Source organism: Erythrobacter sp. S227 (genome assembly GCF_057364925.1).
In genome coordinates, this window is record NZ_CP200280.1 from 686,514 (window position 1) to 707,992 (window position 21,479).

The 21,479-nt window shown below is 56.6% G+C and carries 17 protein-coding genes and 1 tRNA gene; 5 read left to right on the forward strand and 13 right to left on the reverse strand.

Annotated elements, in window-relative coordinates; genetic code table 11:
* Window positions 1-269: 269 nt before the first annotated feature.
* The gene (locus AC0V6Q_RS03225) at window positions 270-4,067 is read left to right on the forward strand and encodes a chemotaxis protein CheB (protein ID WP_486166986.1); all 3,798 of its coding nucleotides are present in this window, start codon (window positions 270-272) and stop codon (window positions 4,065-4,067) included.
* A 17-nt stretch (window positions 4,068-4,084) separates the two neighbouring features.
* Window positions 4,085-4,498 carry a response regulator gene (locus AC0V6Q_RS03230; RefSeq protein ID WP_486166987.1) on the forward strand — a complete coding sequence of 138 codons (414 nt, stop codon included), beginning with the start codon at window positions 4,085-4,087 and terminating at the stop codon, window positions 4,496-4,498.
* Here AC0V6Q_RS03230 and AC0V6Q_RS03235 read toward each other — a convergent pair.
* From AC0V6Q_RS03235 to AC0V6Q_RS03270, 8 genes are all read right to left on the reverse strand, one after another.
* Window positions 4,495-5,088, reverse strand: a complete 594-nt coding sequence (locus AC0V6Q_RS03235) for a transposase (protein ID WP_486166988.1) — start codon at window positions 5,086-5,088, stop codon at window positions 4,495-4,497. The genes AC0V6Q_RS03230 and AC0V6Q_RS03235 overlap by 4 nt on opposite strands.
* Window positions 5,089-5,405: 317 nt before the next feature.
* The gene (locus AC0V6Q_RS03240; protein WP_486166989.1) at window positions 5,406-6,842 is read right to left on the reverse strand and encodes a transporter family protein; all 1,437 of its coding nucleotides are present in this window, start codon (window positions 6,840-6,842) and stop codon (window positions 5,406-5,408) included.
* A gap of 67 nt (window positions 6,843-6,909) precedes the next feature.
* Complete coding sequence (locus AC0V6Q_RS03245) at window positions 6,910-7,500, reverse strand: peptidoglycan-binding domain-containing protein (RefSeq protein ID WP_486166990.1); 591 nt, start codon at window positions 7,498-7,500, stop codon at window positions 6,910-6,912.
* A 50-nt stretch (window positions 7,501-7,550) separates the two neighbouring features.
* Window positions 7,551-8,348 carry a hypothetical protein gene (locus AC0V6Q_RS03250; RefSeq protein ID WP_486166991.1) on the reverse strand — a complete coding sequence of 266 codons (798 nt, stop codon included), beginning with the start codon at window positions 8,346-8,348 and terminating at the stop codon, window positions 7,551-7,553.
* An 89-nt stretch (window positions 8,349-8,437) separates the two neighbouring features.
* Window positions 8,438-9,154, reverse strand: coding sequence for a C39 family peptidase (locus AC0V6Q_RS03255; RefSeq protein WP_486166992.1), 717 nt, complete (start codon window positions 9,152-9,154; stop codon window positions 8,438-8,440).
* A 100-nt stretch (window positions 9,155-9,254) separates the two neighbouring features.
* The gene (locus AC0V6Q_RS03260) at window positions 9,255-10,328 is read right to left on the reverse strand and encodes a hypothetical protein (RefSeq protein ID WP_486166993.1); all 1,074 of its coding nucleotides are present in this window, start codon (window positions 10,326-10,328) and stop codon (window positions 9,255-9,257) included.
* 22 nt (window positions 10,329-10,350) lie between these two features.
* Window positions 10,351-10,977, reverse strand: a complete 627-nt coding sequence (locus AC0V6Q_RS03265) for a hypothetical protein (protein WP_486166994.1) — start codon at window positions 10,975-10,977, stop codon at window positions 10,351-10,353.
* Entirely contained in the window at window positions 10,974-11,531 is a 558-nt protein-coding gene (locus AC0V6Q_RS03270; protein ID WP_486166995.1) for a hypothetical protein, read from the reverse strand. Before AC0V6Q_RS03270 ends, AC0V6Q_RS03265 begins: the two co-directional genes overlap by 4 nt.
* Before the next feature lie 485 nt (window positions 11,532-12,016).
* On the opposite strand from AC0V6Q_RS03270, the gene AC0V6Q_RS03275 reads away from it, so the two are divergent.
* Window positions 12,017-12,289 (forward strand): response regulator transcription factor, encoded by a 273-nt coding sequence (locus AC0V6Q_RS03275; protein ID WP_486166996.1) that lies wholly within the window; start codon window positions 12,017-12,019, stop codon window positions 12,287-12,289.
* A 385-nt stretch (window positions 12,290-12,674) separates the two neighbouring features.
* Here AC0V6Q_RS03275 and AC0V6Q_RS03280 read toward each other — a convergent pair.
* A tRNA-Asn gene (locus AC0V6Q_RS03280) sits at window positions 12,675-12,749 on the reverse strand.
* Between the two features lie 155 nt (window positions 12,750-12,904).
* Window positions 12,905-13,750: an NAD kinase gene (locus AC0V6Q_RS03285; RefSeq protein ID WP_486166997.1), complete on the reverse strand. Its 846-nt coding sequence runs from the start codon at window positions 13,748-13,750 to the stop codon at window positions 12,905-12,907.
* A 210-nt stretch (window positions 13,751-13,960) separates the two neighbouring features.
* Here AC0V6Q_RS03285 and AC0V6Q_RS03290 point away from each other — a divergent pair, with 210 nt between their 5' ends.
* Complete coding sequence (locus tag AC0V6Q_RS03290) at window positions 13,961-14,842, forward strand: EAL domain-containing protein (protein WP_486166998.1); 882 nt, start codon at window positions 13,961-13,963, stop codon at window positions 14,840-14,842.
* Window positions 14,843-14,923: 81 nt separating this feature from the next.
* Here AC0V6Q_RS03290 and AC0V6Q_RS03295 read toward each other — a convergent pair whose 3' ends face one another.
* The 3 genes from AC0V6Q_RS03295 to AC0V6Q_RS03305 form a co-directional block, all read right to left on the reverse strand.
* The gene (locus AC0V6Q_RS03295; protein ID WP_486166999.1) at window positions 14,924-15,409 is read right to left on the reverse strand and encodes a hypothetical protein; all 486 of its coding nucleotides are present in this window, start codon (window positions 15,407-15,409) and stop codon (window positions 14,924-14,926) included.
* Between the two features lie 79 nt (window positions 15,410-15,488).
* Complete coding sequence (mfd, locus tag AC0V6Q_RS03300) at window positions 15,489-19,001, reverse strand: transcription-repair coupling factor (RefSeq protein ID WP_486167000.1); 3,513 nt, start codon at window positions 18,999-19,001, stop codon at window positions 15,489-15,491.
* Between the two features lie 78 nt (window positions 19,002-19,079).
* Window positions 19,080-19,358 carry an FAD assembly factor SdhE gene (locus AC0V6Q_RS03305; RefSeq protein ID WP_486169240.1) on the reverse strand — a complete coding sequence of 93 codons (279 nt, stop codon included), beginning with the start codon at window positions 19,356-19,358 and terminating at the stop codon, window positions 19,080-19,082.
* A 55-nt stretch (window positions 19,359-19,413) separates the two neighbouring features.
* On the opposite strand from AC0V6Q_RS03305, the gene recG reads away from it, so the two are divergent.
* A complete protein-coding gene (gene recG, locus AC0V6Q_RS03310) occupies window positions 19,414-21,477 on the forward strand; it encodes an ATP-dependent DNA helicase RecG (protein ID WP_486167001.1) in 2,064 nt (687 codons plus the stop codon).
* Window positions 21,478-21,479: the final 2 nt, after the last annotated feature.

Consider the following 21,479-nt stretch of genomic DNA (forward strand, 5'->3'; position numbering starts at 1 on the left):
CGTGAAGCTCATAATGACTATGTAATCAAATAAAACTTCTGACGATCTGCTGTTTCACTAGGAAGGTGCATGCGCCTTCCGCAAAATAATAGAACCCAAGCACAGTATTTGAATGAATTCTATGCGTATTTTCGCATTCCAACGGTCGATAGCAAGAATATCCCGCCATTTTGGATGCAAGGGCTTCTGAATTCGATGAGAATGGTGCATAGTTTTGTTTGGGCGACCTAGGTGCACGGTTGCATGGGATTATTTTGGATGGAATCTGGATGGAGCACCTAGAAGTTGATGAGCCTGAAGCAGAGGCTCAGTTGGATTTTCCCGTTGTCGCAATTGGAGCGTCGGCTGGCGGGTTGGAAGCCGTCACTCAAATGTTTCAGGAGGTGGAAACGGGGACGGGCATGGCGTTCGTGCTGATCATGCACCTCGACCCCAATCACGAAAGCATGATGGCCGAGCTGCTTTCGAGCAAAACCCATTTGCGGGTGCGACAAATTCGCGATGGTGACCAAATTGAGGTGGATAGCCTTCACATCATTCCGCCGGGCTCCAGTTTGCGCCTCGATAAGGGGCAATTCCGGCTCGACCCGTTCAGCGAACCGCGCGGTCTGAGGCGGCCGGTTGACAGGTTCTTCACATCGGTTGCCCAAATCCAATCCGACAAGGCGGCCGGTGTCATCTTGTCAGGCACAGGAGCTGACGGGACCGCCGGGCTTCGTGTGATCAAGGAGTTCGGAGGCGTTTGCGTCGCACAGTTGCCCGAAGAAGCGCGATATGATGGAATGCCACAATCAGCGATATCGACCAATCTTGTCGATTTCGTCCTTGAGGCGAAGTCTATCATCCCCAGGCTTAGCGCCTTTTTTGACGGCGCCATGCAAGCGCGCTTCCCACAAGACAACGAAGCCTCCGAAGAGGCAATGGCATCGATTTTCACCGCAATTCACGACAATGTCGGAACCGATTTTTCAGGCTACAAACGCTCAACCTTGATGCGGCGTCTGAACCGCCGGATGCAAGTGCTAGAGATCGAGGATGTTGAAAATTATCTCATTAAGTTACGGGACGAAATTAGCGAACAGCGGGCTTTGGCGCGTGACTTTCTGATCAACGTTACATCGTTCTTTCGGGACAGGGGAAATTTTGACCTTGTGCGCAAAACCATCCTTGAGCCCTTGATCGAGCAGGCGGCATCATCCGACGAGCTCAGGATTTGGGCGCCTGGATGCTCCAGCGGGCAAGAGGCGTTCTCCTTTGCTATGATTATCGATGACATTTGCAGGGAGCAGGACAAGTTTCCTCTGGTTACCATCTTCGCCACCGATGTTGATGAGGAGATTGTCGAGAAGGCGCGCCGTGCTTCCTACCCGATCGCGATGCTTGACGAAATCCCGACACGATACCGGGAGCGTTACACGATCGCATCGGAGGAACGCTTCGAGATCGCGCGCCCTATCCGCGAGATGGTGCGCTTTTCCGTCCACAATATCACCCAAGACCCGCCATTCTCGAAGATTGATTTTGTGTCCTGTCGCAATCTTCTGATCTATCTGGGCGAAGACCTGCAGGCGGGGCTTTTCCCGCTCTTTCATTTTAGCCTGCGCCCCAGCGGCTATCTGTTTCTTGGCACATCTGAAAGTGTGACGCGCGCAGGGGACCTCTTTTTGCCCGTGGACCTGAAAGCCCGTATTTTCCGGCGCAACAACGACGCAAAACGCGTCCACGTGACTTTGCCCCTGAGCAAGAATGCACGCGATTCTGGCGGTACTCGCGGAATTGGCCGCCTGTCTGAGGAGAGGGATTTCCCGAGGCACACCAGCCACGATGCGACCAATTCCGCCATTTACGAAAACTATGCGCCGCCGTTTGTCCGTGTCGCAAGGGATGGTCAGATTGTCGACAGTTCGGGCGATCTCAGCTTGTTCATGTCGTCTCGACCCGGTGATGAACGGCGCTTGGATGCATTGGCGCGCGATGGGCTTAATGAAATTATTCAGCCGCTTATCAACGAAGCATCGGTGGCCAATGAGCGCCGTGCGCTTCAAGATGTCGAGGTTGCCTCTCCCTTTGGCGTGCAAAAGGCCGATGTGTTTGCTCATCCGATGAGAGATGGAACGGTGGCAGTGGTTTTTGTGGTGAGAGACCGCTTGCAACCACTCGCTGATCAATTCGCGCTACAGCCGATTTCTCGCGATCGACGCATTTCTGACTTGCAGGACGATCTCCAGGCAACCCGCTTGACCCTGAAGGGCAAGGTTGAGGAGATCGAGACAGCGAACGAGGAGCTCAAAAGCTCCAACGAAGAAATGATGTCGATGAACGAGGAGCTTCAATCGGCAAATGAAGAGCTGACCACGGCAAACGAGGAGCTCAAGAACAAGATCGATGAGCTGACCTTGGCCAATGCAGATTTGGACAACTTCCTGCAAAGCGCCGACCTTGCAATGATCGTGCTCGATCGCAGCATGCGCATTCGCCATGTTACCGACGCAGCGCGCAAAATGCTGCCACTCTTGCGATCCGACGAAGGCCGCTCACTGGCCGAGTTCAACATTCCGGTTGGCACCATCAATTTGACCAGGCAGGTGCGTGTGGTCATGGAAAGTGGTGAGGCGTTCTCACAGACCACCGAGCCCAATGAAGCGGGCCATTCCTACTTTGTGCGGATCACACCCTACTTCTTCGCCAATGGCTCGCTTGAAGGTGCATCGATAACTCTGGTCGATATCTCGCAAGAGGCCGAGCTGCGCCGCGATCTTGCATCTGAGACACGCAAACTTCGCCTTGCGATGGATGCGGCCAAGATGGGATCCTGGGACACCGACCTTGAAACGGGCGCGATGGTGATTGACGAGGCGGCCGCCGAGCTTGCGGCGCTCGATGGCGCTGGAGAGTATAGCCGTGATGCATTCCACAAATTTCTCAGCAAAGATGAAGAGGAAAAACATGTTGCTGAACGCAATGCAGCGATTGCGGAAGGGCGAGGGTATTCGCATACCCTGAAGGTCAATCCGCCCAACGCTCCAAGCCGCTGGGTCCTGGTGAATGCCTTACCCTATGAAGATGAGCAGGGCCGTAAGAAGGTTATCGGCCTTGGCTTTGATATCACCGAAAGCATGCATCTTCAGCAGGAGTTGCAGGAACAATCTAACTTGCGCGAACTCGTTATGGACGCGGGCCGTATGGGAATGGCTGACCTTGACGATGAACGCGGCGTTATGACCGTCGACGAAGTGCTGGCCGAACATCTCAACTTACCCAAGGCGGGCCAGATACCTCTTGATGATGTCTTGGCCAATGTCCTGGATGAGGATGCGACAATTGTACGAGAGCAACTCGCCAAGGCCATTGAGCAGGGCGAAGAATACGAACTGGACTTTCGCGTAAATGACCCCAACGTGGGCATCCGGTGGGTGCGCACCCGTGGGCGGCCTTACACGACAATTGACGGGCAAAAGAAAGTCGCCGGCCCCACGCTCGACATTTCGGCGATGAAAGATCAGCAGATGCTGGTCGAGGAGATGAGCCACCGCATCAAGAACCTGTTTGCGGTCGTCGCAGGGCTCATCCAAGCAGCGCCCAAGCAGAATTCCGAGGCTGAACACATGGCTTCGGATTTGCTTGATCGGGTGGTGTCGCTTGGCCGGGTTTATGACCTTGCTCGCAAGGAAAACTCCATGAAGGGCGTGCCGCTTGGCGACCTTTTGAAGTCCGTCCTCGAGCCGCATTCGATCGGACACACAATCAAGATTGACGGGCCAACAATCTTTGTTGACGGGGACCAGGTGAACACTCTCACCTTGATCATCCATGAGCTTACAACCAATGCGGCCAAGTATGGAGCGCTCGGCTCTGAAGGCGGCACAATCAAGATTGACTGGAAGGTGCACGGAAACCGGAATGTCAAATTGAAATGGGTCGAAAGTCGAAGCGATTTTTCACCGCCTGAAGAAGGCAATGGCTTCGGAAGTCTACTTATTGACACTGGCGTCAGGCAGTTGAAAGGAGGTTTTACCCGGCGCTTCAACACACAAGGGGCGCTGATTGACTTGAATTTTCAGCTTTAGTTATCCTGGAGAGCCCAATGAATTCAGAGGCCTTACTTAGTGACCTTTCCGTTCTCATCGTTGAGGATGAATTCATTGCGGCGGTCGGCCTCGAGAATACCTATCGCAGCGCTGGCGCGGCTGATGTTACAATTGTCGGGACAATGGCCGATGCATGGGATGCGGTCAGGAAGACCCGCTTTGATTTTGCCCTGTTGGACATTCGGTTGCCGGACGGTTTTTCCTTCCCTCTGGCGATGGATTTGTTCGGGGATGGAGTGCCGGTTGTGATGCACTCAGGCCATGCAGAGATTTATCATTCTGCGCGCCTGCCAGGCATCATCTTCTGCCCGAAGCCTGCGACACCCGCAGAGATCGTGCGTGCCTCGCTCAAGGCCATCCAGTTTAAGAGCTATCCCAATACAGCGCAACTGGAAGACACGCTGCACTAGGCAGTGTTGACGAAAGACTTCAGCCATAGGCGGGAGGCTGCGAGATTGAGAAAGCTCTCGAATGAGAGGACAGTCTTGTCGTAGCGGGTGGCGATCCCGCGCTGCTGCTTGAGCTTTCCTACCATGCGCTCGTCTCGATTGCGGTCAAGATAGCGGCGATAGCCGGGATGCTCGGGTACCTTGCGGTTCGGGCGAGGTGGGATGATCGGCAGGATACCCTGGAGCAGCAGGCTCTCCCGGAAGCGATCAGCGTCGTAGCCTTTGTCTGCCAGCAGAGCCTTGGGCGCGCCGACCGGGATATCCATGAGCGGCTCGGCTGCGGCGTAATCAGAAGCCTCGCCGCCGGTCAGACCAAGCTCAACCAGCGCTTGCAGCAGCGCATCCCGGACGCCCTGTTCGGCCCAGCGCTGGAAACGGACATAGACCGAGTTCGACTTGCCGTAGCGCTCGTGCATGTCGCGCCGAGGGCAGCCGACCCGCAGCACGTGGAGCATGCCATTGAGAAAGCGCCAATTATTCCCCGCGGGACGCGCCCAGCGTCCCCGCTCAGGTGGCAGCAGAGGCCCGATCAGTTCCCATTCTACCCCCAATGCCGGTCGTTAAGTGATGGCTGAAGATGGGCCGGTTGCTGACAATCCGCTTCTGTCGAATGAACGGCGCAAAGCCGCCATTTTGCTAACGCCCAAAAAGTGACGATCTTCACGGCTGAAAACCGATGCCAGAATAGATAATCGAAATCGGCGAAAGATGTCAGGACTGTCCCTCCGGGTCTCGCTGCCAAGTGGTATCTCACCAAACAAGTCAGGGAGGTGGCGCAGACCGTTGTCCTGTTTAACCATTCTGATGGGTTAAGGGTAGCGCAATGGCTCCAACTCGACGGGCACGGTGTACATATTCATTCTCTTCACTAGAACCTGAATGGGACCCTTGCACTTATTGTGAAGTCCGGCGCGTCCGTTGTCATACCAACACCCACGCTCGTGAGTAGCGAGGCTCTCTCGGTCAAGGCGAAGGTCGCTCCCAGATTGAGGAGGCCTACGGTCGATCCGCTACCGATGACGTCGCTGAATTCCTCATCCACAAAGCGCAGGCGCGTCTCATCCCCGAAGCGCAGCGTGAAACTGCTTGAGAGGCTCGACTTATCATTCAGCGCGAAGGCGAGACCGGCGCCGAACTGGATCGAATTGCCAATGTCCACGCGGCCGGGCTGGTCGCCTTCGATTTCGTCAATATCGGAAAAACTCCGTGGGAAATTGTGGAAATAGGTGACGTTGCCAAACACAATCATCGGGTCCAGCGTCTTAAGCACTGAAGCCCCGACGGAGCCAGCCCAGACACCGCTACCGGTCGATAAAGCGGCTGGGACTTCAAGATTGCCCTCCGTGCCAGCAATCTCGACAAGCTCGATTCCGAAAGGGTCCCGGCCCGTAGGAGGCTTAACCCTCGCGTTTAGAACGACGTCGGGCCTGCGGACGGTCTCCTGCAACAAGCGGTAACTCGCGCCCAAACTGATATCTCCGATACCGAACTCTTCAACTCGAGCGTCAGCCAGGCCCGCTGCATTGCCTCCAGCGCCCCCGGATTGAAAAACCGACGATCGGTAGATCAAGGGAACACTGACATCGAACTGCAACCGGTCAGTGGGGGCAAAGCGTCCAGTGAAATCCGTTGTGATGATGTCCGAGCTTTGCTCGTCAACGCTGATACGGCCCAGAAAGATTGCATCTAGCGCGAGAAAGCCACTGAGATTTATCCGCGCATCGTCGAAATGGGTGTAGTTGACCCCTGCCTCGAAACTGAACCGTCTCCCGAAATAGCCTTGGGTGTCCTCAGTGATATCGGTGACCGACTGTGATGGGGCTGGTTCGCGCCTACGCCCGGGTTCGGTGTCTTCCACGGCGCCTGCTTGATCCTGCATAGCCGTGCTGACGAACTGCCTTGGCCCCCTCTGTAATTCGATTTGGTCGCCATGATAGGTCGGAGCCATAACGTTCGTGCTAAATCCGCGACCTCTCATAGCTGCCTGCTCCTCAGCGTTGAGTGGATAAGCGCCGGCTAAGCCAGCAACTCTCTCTAACCTTTCCAGCCGCTCTTCCAGATCGGTAATGCGTTCTTGCGCTACTACTTCACGTGCGCGCAGGTCTGCGATCTCAGCCTCCATTGCACTGCTGTCGATCATCTGATCGTCCAAGTCGACTGCTTCGTATCCGATTTGCGGGGCATCTGGCTGCACTGGGCCTGGCTCTTGGGCATGTGCCTGTGCCTGTGCCTGTGCGGCAACAATGAGCGGCAATGCGGTCGCAATCATTAGCGCTGCGCTGCGCATTCTTTTCGTGTTCGACATTTGATTTCTCCCCTCCCGTCAATCAAGCCATTCTCGAACAGTGATCCTTCTCGTTCGTTGTGCGCATTTATGGATGGAGCAGCACCCACAAGGTTGCGACATCGGGGATGCCGCTCTGATCCAATCTGGCAATTTGTTGAAAGCGGCTCAGAGCCTCGCGGTATTCCGGCGAATCCTTCCCATCGCGCTCACCTGCGAAAAGGCCGCGCAACGCCAACTGGTTTTGCGTGCGTCGAATGATCTTCTCATAGACGAGCACGCTCTTGTCACCTTGACGCAGTTCCACCAATTCTGACTCGCTCGCCAAACGATGCGGCATCATCGATACGACGAGTCTCTGCGCGACCATCGCAAGGCGATCATCGCTTGCCTGCATGCAATGTTGATCAAGGATGAGCGCAAAAGCCTCGACTGTGTGCCACGGAGCCAAGTCAAAAGTATTGGGTTCATAGCGGTTGGCAGCAGTGAGGTATCCTTCGATAAAGCCAAGATATCGAGCCGCCTGCTGAGGGTTTTTATCCCGGGCCTCGGTATAGGCCGCACAGCTCGCGCGTCCCGCACCTTCTACGGCGAATTGCCGATCAGCCGTTTCAGCCCTTGCCATGGCGGTTCCAAAGAGAAGGAAGAAGATGACGATTGCCAGCATCAATCCAGCCACCCACGATCTCGTGCGATCATATGAACTTTGGTTTGCTCTGAAATATTCCGTCACATTCCCCTCCCTTTCATCGCCGACAGGGCAGTCTGAACGTTGTGCTGCTGCGCACGGCGCAGATCATCCAACCCGATTGTGATCGCCATCTCATTGCGGATCGAATTGAGGCTGCTTTGGAGGATTACGTGCTGGGCGGCCTGATTCATCTCGCCGCTTATTCCTTGTCGGACTGAATCATTGCCACGCGTCATCACAATGCCCAGCTGATTTCGGGCCACCTGAAAGTCGATGAATTCACCACCATCTGTCACGAGGGTAGCGCTGGAATCAATTGACGAGCCGTCGCCTATTGAGGGCGACTGAATCGATCCATTGGGGACTACGGATACACTGAGTGTATTGAGTACGCTGTTGTCCGATCCGGCGATTTCCTGTGTCTGGACCAGGCCCTCAACACCTTCCAGGCGGCCAATCGAGAATGTTGAGTTCATCGCATCTGAAGCGAGGCCAAAACTGCTCCCGGTTTGCAGGCCGCCTACGTCCATTGTCGCATCGCCGCAATCCTCGCAGGTACGGTCCCAAGAGATCTGGATCATCGGTAATGCACCGTCCAGATTTCCCGCTCCATTCGCGAAGTCGACTGAGAACTGCAGTGTCGCAAGGACTGTCACTCCATCGGCACTTTGCCAACTCTGAAGAAGCTCGACGCCGAAGAAATGAATGTTGTTCGCCCGCACGAATTTCCCACGCATTTTGGAGAGTTCTTCGTCGGAAACCTCGCGGCCTAAACCTTCCAGCCCGGTTGCAGGCGGCGCGGCTGCAATCAGGCTCAATGAGGCGATGCTCAACATGAGACAGCCAGTAAGCCGGTGAGCACGTCCCGGCATCGTTCTGCCTGGGCTGCAGTGATGATGGTTGGAGCGTTGCATCTTTAGGTCTCCTAGAAAACGAAGCTGTAAGTGGGCCCAAGACCCTGGTCATAGATTTCAGCGTTCGGGACAGGTGAGCGCATGCTGTAGAGGCGCGCGGCAGAAAGGGGCGGGGGTGGATCAAGAAGTACGGTGTCAGGATCAAATCCCTCGCCCACAATGACGAAGATCACATTGTTCCAAGCTGCCTCGAATTCGCGGCGCGACATCGTTCTGTTGCCGAGCGCAGGGTCTCCGATCTGAATGAAGTCCTCGCTGACTTTGCGAACCACAACGAAGTGCTTGTAATTCTTTATATCTATCAAGGCTATTCCAGGGACCTTCAGTCTCTGAAGAGAGTTGTACTCAACCTCGTAGCCTTGCCCGGTCATTCCAACGGCAAGCACGTAATTCTTCATATCGAGAAGCGAGAAACCCTTTTCACGGATCACGTCAGGGTCAGCAATCTTGAGCATGTTGACGAGCACTTGCTGCTCGCTGGTGTTCTTGCCGTATGCGAAGTTGAAGATCGTCGCGAGCGCGGCAGCCCCGCAGCTGAAGTCAGTTTGCTGACGCACCAGATTGTTGAATTTGCGCGTCCGCCAGCTTGAGACATTCTTATAGAGAGGCTGCGTGCGCAACCCTTCCTGACCGACGGCGAAAGGCTGTATCCCTTCTGGAGCGGTCGCACAGCCGGACAGGCTGGCAAGGCACAAGAAGCCTATCATCAAGGAAGTAAGTTGCCGCATTTCGTAATGCCTCGTGCATTGTGAAAGGGGGGACAGGGGACCGCTTGGATAGAGGCCCCCTGTCCTGAGACGGCTCTTTCAAAAGCCGTCGCGGGGGCCTCTACGAGCCGTCGCCGCCGCCACCGCCGCCGTTTCCGGCGCCGGCTTCACCGACTGCTGCAACCAGCGAGTTCATCTGCTGGTTGAAGTTGCCAGCGGCAAGGTTCACACCAAGATTGCCCGATCCTGTGTAGGTTCCAGCATTGATGATGTTCGTCTCATCCTGAATATTGGCGAAGTTGCCAACACTTGCCTGGATGACACCAGCAGTTGCTTCTGCCATCGCCGCATCGGTCGCAACAGAAAGCACAAGAGCGTTCTTCTGCAAGTTCATGTTGCCGGCAGCCGCGTTCAAGCCAAGGTTACCGTTGGCATTGATTGTGGCATCACCATCGAACACCGTGTTGCGGGTGCGGAAGTTGTTCTTGTCATCTTCCTCTAGCGTGTTCGGATCATCGTTGATGTTGTTCAGCGTTGTGAGCTGCAACGCGGTGAGCGATGCCTCAGCCATGCCTCCAGTATCATCATCGTCACCTTCGAAGTTTGAAACTGCGAGGGCAGCAATGTTGTCCTGGATATTGAAGTTACCGGCCGACAGGTTGATCCCGACATTGCCTTCAACATCGACCGAGAAACCTGCGATCGTGTTGATAAGCGGGGCGAAGAAGCCAGCACGGATCTGTGGTTGGACTACGCCATCGGTGAGGCCATCATTTGGATCCTGACCAGCTTCGCTGATGCCTGGACCGAAGACCTCATCGACAAAGCCGTTTTCACCATTGAGCTCATTCTCTTCGTTGAACCACAGAGTGTTGCCAACGAGAGACTGCTTATTGTCGACCACGGCGACAGCCGCTGCATCGACATTGATGTCACCATTGAGATTGACGGTACCCGCAAGGGTCACATCCTTGGTGAAATCGATATCGGTTTCAATCTCCGTTTCGATCTCATTCTCGTAGTGTATTTCCACAGTACCCTCGAGACCAAGTTCGACACCGGGGTCTGGCCGTTCCTCGAGCGAGTCACCCAGTTCATCAACGATGTCATCGACGATATCCTGCGCAAGAACGGATGTCGGTGCGAAGGCTACGGCTGCTGCCGCTACTCCCGTAAGGAGCACATATTTACGCATTGTCTTTCTCCTTCATAGTGCTTCAGTTCGTGCCGACCTCCATGGACAGCACAGCGACATTGGCCGAGGAATTCCCCGTGCCACCGATGAGGCTGACTTGGACGATCCCGCTGCTGTCTCGGAATGCGCCTGGATCGATCCGGGCGATATGTTCCGACTTTGAAGAGGGGTCGCTTACGCTCAACGGTTCGGAGGAAGCGCGGGTCTGCGACAGGATCGCCGTCGATGCGACCCGCCCTTCCAATCCTGTTGTGATCATTGCGATATTGGCTTGTTGGTTGTTGGAACCCGCCACGATATTGACTGCGGTCAAGCCATTGCTGCCAGCAAAGGCATCTTCTGAAATTCTCGCTTCGTAGCGACGACCAGGCACTGGACTTGTGTTCTCACTCAGTTGAGAAACTGCCGCAGTATTTATCGCGACATCCCCTGTGGCGATTGACGCAATATTTGCCTGTTGGTTGCCGTCTCCGGCGGCAATATTGAGGTGTCTCACACCTTCAAATCCGCCCACTTCGCTGTCGATGACGACATAATCACCAGGCTTGGCGGTTGGCGTGTCGCTTGTATCCTGCGCGACCGCCGGCCAGGCTTGAAGAAGTGCAAAGGTGCAAGCGGCATGGCCTACAAGGCGTGCGATACCAGTCATTGGCCGCCACCATTTGAACTACTGGCCGCGCCGATTGCTTGTGAAAGCGAGCCCAGCGCGTTGCTCACTGCCGCGTTTGCTGAACCAAGGCCTGATCCAACCGAGCTGACAACGATTGACCCTCCGCCCGTTTCGGTAATGCCATTTGGCGGCACTAATCCGTTTTGCTCCAGCGTACCGGATACCAACTCGTCGGTGGAACGAGTTGCGGAAGCAATCTGCGAGAACTGGTCGATCCCGTTGAGTGCTGAGGAAGTAATCTGCGCAGCCTGAGCGTCATTGAGCTCGGATATCCCGAGTTTGATCGCACCCTCAAATGCCTGATTGGGGACCAGAGACACTTCAAGAATGTCGCCCGACCCAGTCGCTTGCGCTGGCCTGGTTGGCACTTCGCGAGTGATTAGCAGGCTACCCGGAGATGGCTCGCCTCCAGCTTGCGCATTTTGGGCGACAAGGCTCATCGGCCATGTGACTGACACCAGTGCGGCGATTATGGAAAGTCGGCCAGCTGCGCCAAGAGGACGCAATTGATTTCTTCGCAGATTGCGATGCATGATCCCTCTCCCACTTTTGGGGAAAGGACAACCGCCCCATCCCCCCATTGCGAGAAGAAGAATGCATAAGCTGGAAAGGGAAAGCTATCCGAGCGAATCCCCTTTGCCTTGGTCCAAGGTCGAATCGCCAATGTGATTCTAAGTGAGTAAAAACCCCAACTGGAAAACACCCAGTGTACTCAAAGGTGGGCGAGACTTTTTACTATTGATTGATTGAGATCAATGTTCTTGGAAAGTTTTCCTGATTATAAATCAATATTATAGTCCCGGACGCGCGCCGAACGGTAGCTTTCCCGCTTTTCTTGGTAGCCGCGCCTGCTGGTGTTGATGTATTGTAAAATCTCTATGGGGGGCGACCCGTCATTTGCCGATAAAGGAAGTCTCGATCTTGGCGATACGCAAGATCGAGATCAGAGATCGCCTGCTTTACAATCACAATCCTTGGGTCTGCGATAGAGAAAGTCTTGCGGTAGGAGGACATACTTGTGATTATTGATGAAGACGATGAACCCTTGCATTTGACACTTCGCGAAACAGAGATTCTGCAGCTTGCTGCTCTCGGACTGACGACGAAGGAAATGGCTCAAAGGGCGGGGATTGCTCCGAGCACTGTGGAGCGGCACATTGAAAACACACGCCTCAAGATGCGCGCGAAGAATCGCGTTCACATGATAAGCAAGGCGATTGCAGCCGGACTATTGACTATCGAGGATAGTGAGAGCGCGACTGAGCAAGGGCCGAACAAGCTGTCTGCCTGACTTTCCTTTCTCAGGCTGATCGGTCCTTCGAACTTAGGCACCGGAATGTGCCAGACTTGACCGATGTTCGGCTCCCTAATCCGGTGCCAACAGAAGTATTCGATAAGCGTCTCGTCCTGCACCAGGGAGAAGTTCAATTGGAAAACTCCGCGGCCTAAACGCGACTGTTGCGGGCTTCCTGGACGATTTTCGAAAGTCCGTTTTCACCCCCCAAATTTGGACATTCGAACGCGCTATGAGTGCTCGCGAAAGCGGTCGCCTTTCTATGGAACCAGGCTATTTTCCCCGAAGAGGCGTTCTTGTTCGCAGTGTGGGAAAGGATGTGGGGATAGGCTAAGCCGGAAACGGTAAAACCATTGAAAATAAAATATTTTCTGAGTGACAATGGCTCCCCGAGTTGGATTCGAACCAACGACCAAGTGATTAACAGTCACCTACTCTACCGCTGAGCTATCGGGGAGCAGCTTCCCAAGCGGTATAAAGGGAAGCGAGAGCGCGCCTATATGGGGGCTTTGCGACCTTGGCAAGAGGGGCTTTGCGGTTTTTTGTGCTCACCGCCATTTTCATGACTGGATTTGCAAAAAGAATGGCCAAGACCACGTCACATTTGAAGCGTCAATCGACCGCAAATTGCTCCGATACGATCCGTTCTGCCAATGATTGCCCGGGGTCAAAAAGCAGTTCGAGTTCCGAGGAATGGTCAATATCGACGTGCACTTCGGCAATATCGCGCAGTTCCTTTTGATCTGCCACGGCCGCAACGGGCCGTTTGGCCGGCTCGAGCACCCGTAGAGTGATACGCATCTCGTCAGGCAGAATGGCGCCGCGCCAGCGACGAGGGCGAAACGGGCTGATCGGGGTGAGGGCAAGCATGGAGCTGTCCAAAGGCAAGATCGGACCGTTGGCAGACAAGTTGTATGCGGTTGATCCTGCGGGAGTGGCGACAAGAATGCCGTCTCCAACCAATTCCTCGATCCTGACCCGGCTTCCCACGGTAACCTCGATCTTGGCGGTCTGGCGCGTTTCACGAAGCAGGGATAACTCGTTGATTGCACACATTTTGTGCATCTCGCCGTCCTGCGTAACCGCAGTGATCCGAAGGGGCGAGATCGTTTTGCCCCGTGCCTTTTCCAACCGCCGCGTCACATTGGCGCGGTTGTCATAGCGGTTCATCAGAAAGCCCACAGTGCCCCTGTTCATCCCGTAGGCGGGCACAATCCGGCGCATATCAAGCATGTTGTGAAGCGTGTGCAGCATAAAGCCATCGCCGCCCAGAACCACCACAGCGTCGGCCTCGCTCAAAGGCACCCAGTCGCGCTGACCCTCAAGCTTGGAGAAAGCCTCCTGCGCGCGCGGAGTTTCCGACGCCACCAGAGCGACTTTCTCGAACCGTTTGGCCGCATCGGCCTCGGATTTACCCTGCGAGCCGTTTGTCGCATCGATGCCAGTTGCCGTATCCATATGCGCTCTCCGCAAGAATTTTCCCCATCGCATTGCCGCTTTGCCGCGCCCTTGGTCTTGTCATCGACTGACCCTCGTAGGAGTATGGGCACAACAAACACGCAATGCGCCCCATAAATTTCGGCGCTTGTGATAAACCCTGATGTTCCAAAATCGGTCGGATTGCAAACAGTCAAACCAATTGGGAATTGCACGGGTAAAGGGAGCGGAATGGCTAACGGGACATCTTCCAATTCGGCGCGGCTTGCAAATTCGCTCAGAGGCTCTGTGGGGGGAGGCCCTGCGGGGACTGAGCCTGCAGGTGAGTTTCCCGGCGTAAAGCCCGGGGCGCTTGACGCTGATCTTTTGCGGGCGCTTGACCGCCGCGAGATCGAGGTATTGTTCCAACCGCAGTTTTCGTGCCGAACGGGCGCTTTGGTCGGTGCAGAAGCTCTGGCACGCTGGCAACATCCGTCTCTGGGCGAGATTGGTGCGCGCGATTTGTTCGCGGTTGCAGAGCGCGCGGCGCTGGTTGCGCCATTGTCGCGCCATGTTGTTGCCCGCGCTTTGGAGCATGCGAGCGAATGGCCAAAAGAGCTATCCGTATCGCTTAACATCACGCCCGAAGAGCTGGGCGATCCGCGCTTTGCGGCCGATTTTGCCCAGGTGATCGCCAAAAGCGACATCGAGCCACAGCGCCTTATGCTGGAAATTACAGAGGATGTGCTTTTGCGCAATCTCGATCAGGCGGCCTCGGCCCTTCGCGCGCTGCGCAAGCTTGGTTTCAAGACCGCTCTCGATGATTTTGGCGCAGGGTTCTGCAACTTTCGATACCTTCGAGAGCTGCCTCTGGACGCGATCAAGCTGGACAAGATTATGGTCGACGGCGTGCCGGGCGATGCCAAGGCACTGGCGGTTCTTCGCGCGATTATGCAGCTGGGTAAAGCGCTTGATCTGGCGATCTATGCCGAAGGGATCGAGGACGACGTGCAGCGCGCGGCGATCACGTCAGAGGGTTGCGATTACTGGCAAGGGTTCTTGCGCGCGCAGCCGATGAAGAGCGCGGATGTGCTGACACTAGCGGCAACGGCGCGCGGGCGCGGGCATGGGTGAGTGCGAAAGCGGCTGAGAAGACTGCTTTTGAAGAACCGGGCGGATTTGGCGCATGTCTGCAACTGGGGGTGATTGCGGACGTTAGGTGGCTCGTTCGGAGCAGTCTTGATTTGCCAGCCGAGCGAAGTATCCGAGCACGTATTTGCGATAAATCGGTTTGACGGCATCATCCATCCACTGGTTCTCAATTGGTGCACAGTTGCGGCGAATGGCTTCTAGGATCACCCCCTCGATATCTGGAAAACGGCGCAATTTTCCCGCGTTGATAGCAGCTTGAAAGCGTTTAGTTAGAGGGTGTCCAACCAGCTTCTGCTCTTCGGTCCAAGCGTTGTAGAAGGCGCACATTATCGCAATTGCTGATCCCGAGCGGAGCAGTTCTAAATCGACGTAGTAACAACCGTCCTTTTCGACCTCAGCATCAACGAGCTTGAGCGGATCAAAACGAATATAGACATCTGCGTTGTGGCCAAAACCGGCGGTCCCTTCCGCTAGATCGACATACATCATCAGGATGTCGCGGATTGCGTCACCAGCCTCTTCGGAATTGTGTTTGCCGATGATGTGCATTTCTCTTCAATATCCTGAGAGTGAAACGGCGGCAATTGGGTCGTTAGCGGAATGTCGGCTTTCGGCGCACGTCCTGCTCTCAAGCTGCCTCTTTCGACTTTCTGGCCTTGCGCACAATGCCTGAAAGCCCCTTGGTCAATTGGAACAATCCGTTGAGACGGCTTTCCGGACTGCTCCATGCGCGGTTGATGACGAGCTTCATATCGGGACGCAGTTTTGCGGTTTCCTGACCGTTTTGGTTCTTTGTCTGGTTCAGCCGGTCGACATAGGCGACGAGCCCTGGGCCATCGGGGAAGTCGTCCTTATGGAAGGTCACTAGAGTCCCGCGCGCGCCTACGTCGATCTTGGCGATGTTGGCCTCGATCGCCTGGTGCTTGATCTCGATAAGTTTGACGAGGTTTTGCGTTGGCGAAGGCAGGTCGCCGAAGCGGTCGATCATCTCGGCGGCCATGCTTTCAATCTCGGCCTTGTCATTGGCTTGGTTAAGGCGGCGGTAGAGCGCCATGCGGACGGCAAGGTCTGGCACATAATCCTCGGGGATCATGATCGGCGCATCGACCGTGATCTGTGGTGAGAAGGCGTCTTGGGCTTTCTCAAGGCCCATCTCGCCAGCCTTCGCCGCCATGATCGCGTCCTCGAGCATGGATTGGTAGAGTTCAAAGCCGACCTCGCGGATGTGGCCGGATTGCTCATCACCAAGAAGGTTGCCTGCGCCGCGTATGTCGAGGTCATGCGAGGCAAGCTGGAAGCCTGCGCCAAGCGAATCGATATCGCTGAGAACCTTAAGGCGTTTCTCTGCAATTTCAGAGAGCTGCACGTCTTTCTCGTAAGTGAGATAGGCATAGGCGCGCAGTTTGGATCGGCCCACGCGGCCTCTCAATTGGTAGAGTTGTGCGAGGCCAAAACGGTCGGCGCGGTGGATGATGATGGTGTTGGCGCTCGGCAGGTCGAGCCCGCTTTCCACGATGGTGGTGGAGAGCAGGACTTCGTATTTGCCCTCGTAAAAAGCGCTCATCCGCTCTTCGATTTCACCTGCGCCCATTTGGCCGTGGGCGGAGATGGGCTTTACCTCGGGCACGTTCTCAGCAAGCCACTCTTCTACCGCGGCCATGTCGGAGATGCGGGGGACGACGATAAAGCTCTGCCCGCCGCGGTGGTGTTCGCGAAGCAGCGCCTCGCGCATCACCATATCGTCCCACTCCATCACATAAGTACGCACCGCCAATCGGTCGACCGGAGGGGTCTGGATGGTGGATAGCTCGCGCAATCCCGTCATCGCCATTTGCAGTGTGCGCGGGATGGGCGTTGCGGTGAGGGTGAGCATATGCACGTCGGAGCGCAGTTGTTTCAGCTTTTCCTTGTGCGTTACCCCGAAACGCTGTTCCTCATCGACAATCACGAGGCCAAGGTTCTTGAACTCGGTCGATTTGGACAGGATGGCGTGGGTGCCGACGATCACGTCGATGTTGCCGCTCGCAAGGCCCTCTCGGGTCTCGGTCGTCTCTTTGGACGAGACAAGGCGGGAGAGGCGGCCGACATTCAGCGGGAAGCCTGCAAAGCGTTCTTTGAAATTGGTGTAATGCTGGCGCGCGAGCAGGGTGGTGGGGGCGACCACGGCTACTTGCTGCCCGTTCATGGCGGCAACGAAAGCGGCGCGCAGGGCGACCTCGGTTTTGCCAAAACCCACGTCTCCGCACACGAGCCGGTCCATCGGTTTGCCGCTCTCAAGGTCTCGCAACACATCGGTGATCGCTGCGTCCTGGTCCTCGGTTTCCTCCCATGGGAAACGGTCGACGAATTGGTTGAAGATGGCATCGTCCGCCTGGAAAACGGGGGCTTTTTTGAGCGCGCGCTCTGCCGCGACTTTCATGAGCTCGCCAGCGATTGCGGTGATGCGTTCTTTGAGTTTCGCACGGCGTTTTTGCCAGGCTTCTCCGCCCAAACGGTCGAGCATGACCGCGTCTTCGGAGGAGCCATAGCGCGAGAGGACGTCGATGTTTTCAACCGGGATGAACAGCTTGTCGCCGCCTTTGTATTCCAGCTGCACGCAGTCATGCTGGCTCTTGCCCACAGGGACGGGTTCAAGGCCCATATATTTGCCGATGCCGTGTTCGACGTGGACCACAAGATCGCCTTTGGTGAGCGCTTGAAGCTCTGCCAGAAACGCATCGGAATCCTTGCGCTTTTTCTTGCGGCGGACGAGCCGGTCGCCCAGCACATCCTGCTCGGTGAGGATCTCTAGCTCGTCGCTCGCAAAGCCGGTGTCGAGCGGCAATACCATTGCGGCGATCTTGCCCTTGGCGGCGAGGCCCTGTGCTTCTTGCCAGCTTTCAGCGATCACCGACGGCGCGCCTGCCTCATCAAGGATGGAGGCAATCCGCGCGCGGCTACCGGTGGAATAGGCAGCGAAGAGGGCTTTCTTGCCGGATTTGAGAATCGCGCTGAAGTGTTTGGCAGCGGCCTCGTAGATATTGTCACCCCGCGCGCGTTCGGGGGAGAAATCGCGGGCTGCCTTGAAGCCGAAGTCCAGCGAGGTGGCGCTTTCAGGCTCGGCAAATACGCTTGCCTTGTGGGCCTTGGCCCCGGCGAGGGCGGCTTTGTATTCCCCTTCAGCCAGATAGAGCGCGTCTTTTGCAAGCGGCCGATAGCTGCCCGACTTCTCGCTGGCGATACGCGTGCGTTGATCGTGGTAGTCAGTGATGTCGGAGAGCCGCTCTTCCACGGCCCCTACGGCGGCGGCGTCGATCACCACTACATCGTCCTTGTCCAGATGGTCGAAGAGCGTCGCCAGCTTCTCTTCAAACAGAGGGAGCCAATGCTCCATCCCAGCCAGCCGCCTGCCATCGCTGACCGCCTCATACAGCGGGTCCTGCGTGGCGTTTGCCCCGAACAACTCGCGATAGCGTGAACGGAAACGCTTGATACTCTCATCGTCGATCAGCGCTTCGGATGCGGGGAGCAGGAGGTGGTCTTTCAGCCGTCCGGTTGACCGCTGGGTGCTGGTGTCGAAAAGACGCAGGCTTTCCAACTCATCGCCGAAGAAATCGAGCCGCAGGCCCTCATCGAGCGACGAAGGGAAGATATCGACAATCGACCCGCGCACGGCAAATTCGCCATGGTCGATCACGGTGTCCGTGCGCGAATATCCTTGGCGAGTGAGCAGGGCGGCGAGGCTGTCATGGCCGATTGTTGTGCCGACCTTAAACTCGCGCACGCTTTCGCGGATGCGGAACGGGGTGAGCACGCGTTGCAGCACCGCGTTGGCGGTCGTGACTACCAATTGCGAAGAGCTCGACGGACGCTGCATTCGGAACAGCGCAGACAAACGCGCAGCACTCACAGAAAGCGCGGGCGAGGCGCGGTCGTAGGGGAGGCAATCCCATGCCGGGAATTCCAACACCTCAACCTCTGGCGCAAAGAAGCGCGCGGCCTCCGCCACCGAACGCATCGCTGCATCATCGGGCGCGATGAAAACGGCGCGCTGTTTCGCGGCTCTTGCAAGGTCGGCGAGCACCAAAGGCTGAGCGCCTCTAGGAAGCGAGGATAGCGTCAGCGGCGCGTGTGCAGAAAGGATGCGGGAAAGGTCAGGCATTTTTCGATTAGCTCAATAGCAATTGGGCCCCGCGAAAGTTCCGAGGGGCCTTACAAGTTTTCAGTTCTTGCGTGGCGCTTAGCTTGGAATATCGACGTAGTCGAGCTTCTGCATCTTCTCGATCATTGCGCCCTGAAATCGCTCCGGCACGGCCTGCGTCTGGAGGCCCCATGCCATGACATCGACATCGTCTTCGGCCAAAAGGTCTTCGAACCAATCCATTTCCGCCTCACCCCATTCCTTATGGTAGCGATCGAAATATCCGCCGATCATATAATCGGCCTCGCGTGTGCCTCTGTGCCAGGCGCGGAATTTGGCGCGGGCCAAACGGGTTTCTAAAGTGGGCATATCGGACATGGGTTTCAGGTAAGGCACTCGAAAGCTGCGCGCAAGCCGCCTATAGAGCAAGCCCATGCGGCCAGACGTGCTCAATCCCCTGTTTGCTGAAAGCCAGACACTGGACGGTGTCGGGCCAAAGCTTGCCAAGCCGCTGGAGAAGCTGGGCCTGACGCGGGTGCGCGATTTGCTCTACCACCTGCCGGAGCGGTTTGTAACACGGCGCGCGATCACCAATCTGGATGAGGCGGGTGAAGGTGAGCAGGTTATCGTCGTTCTGACCCCGACAGAGCACCGTGCCTCGCGCAATCCGGGGAGGGGGCCTTTCCGCATTCTGGCGCAGGATGAAATCGGCAATATCTGCGCCGTCACCTATTTCGGGCGCGCGTCTTACACGGGCAAGAAACAGCTTCCGATTGGCGAGAAACGCTGGGTTGCGGGGCGTTTGGACCGCTATGGCGATATGCTCCAGATCGTGCATCCCGACCATGTTGAGGAGACGAGCGACGCCAATATGGGCCGGATGACCGAGGCCGTTTATCGCCTGTCCGAAGGGCTCACGCAGCCGCGTGTTGCCTCGCTGGTGGAGCAATCGCTCGCCAAGGCACCCGACCTTCCCGAATGGATCGAGCCGGGTCAGTTTGAAAAAGAGGGCTGGCCAAGTTGGCAAGAGGCGGTGAGGGAGGCTCACAAGGGGCCCAATGAGCCTGCGCGCAATCGCCTTGCCTATGATGAACTGCTCGCAAACAGCCTCGCACTGCTTCTGGTGAAAGCAGACAGCCGCCGCCGCAAGGGGCAGGCGCTCCAAGGCGATGGGAGCCTTCGCGCAAAACTCGACCTGCCGTTTGAGATGACGGGGGCGCAGAAACGCTCTGTCACCGAAATCGAAGGCGATTTGCAGCAGGAAGCGCCGATGCTGCGCCTGCTGCAAGGCGATGTGGGCGCGGGCAAGACCGTGGTTGCCTTGAACGCGATGCTTATCGCCAATGAAGCGGGCAAGCAGGCGGCGTTGCTCGCCCCGACCGAGATTCTGGCGCGCCAGCACTTCGAGACCCTTCGCAAGATGGCGGCGCCTTGCGGGGTTGAGGTTGCTCTGCTCACGGGCCGGGCCAAGGGGCGTGAGCGTGAGGGGCTTTTGATGAGCCTGATGCAAGGCGATATCGACATTCTTGTGGGCACCCACGCGATCTTTCAGGACAGCGTCACCTACAAAGATCTTGGCCTTGTCGTGATCGACGAGCAGCACCGCTTTGGCGTGGCTCAGCGCTTGGCACTGGCGGGCAAGGGCAAGCGCGCGCCGCATACTCTCGCCATGACCGCCACACCGATTCCGCGCAGTCTGACGCTTGCACAATATGGCGAGATGGATGTGAGCCGCCTCGATGAGTTGCCGCCCGGGCGACAGGCGATTGAAACGCTCGTCTTCCCGCAAAGCCGGCTTGAAGAAATGGTCGCAGCCGTCGGTCGTCATTTGGCGAGCGGACAACAAGCCTATTGGGTCTGCCCCATGGTGCGCGAAAACGAGATGGTTGATATCGCCGCCGCCGAAGCGCGCTATGCCGCGCTGGCTGAGCATTTCGGCGATCAGGTCGTGATGGTCCACGGACAGCTTCACCCCGATATCAAAGACGCCAATATGCAAAGCTTTGCCAGTGGTAAGGCGAAGCTTCTGATCGCGACCACCGTCATTGAAGTCGGCGTCGATGTGCCCAGCGCCACGCTTATGGTGATCGAGCAGGCGGAGCGCTTTGGCTTGGCCCAGCTCCACCAATTGCGCGGGCGTGTGGGGCGGGGCTCGGAAAAGAGCCGCTGCGTTCTGCTTCGCGGGGAGGAGCTATCCGAGACGGGCAAGAAACGGCTTGCTTACGTCAAGGAATCGCAGGACGGGTTTTATCTCTCCGAAAAAGACCTCGAGCTTCGCGGTGGCGGTGAGCTTTTGGGCACGCGTCAATCGGGCGAGGCTGCGTTTCGGATAGCTGACCTTGATCAGGTGCAAAAGCTGCTTCCCGCAGCGCACGCCGATGCGCGGCTTTTGATGGAGCGTGATGGCGGGCTCACCTCAAAACGCGGTGAGGCTGCGCGTATTCTGCTCTATTTATTTGAACGCGACTGGGGTGTGCAATTGCTGCGCGGTGGATAGCG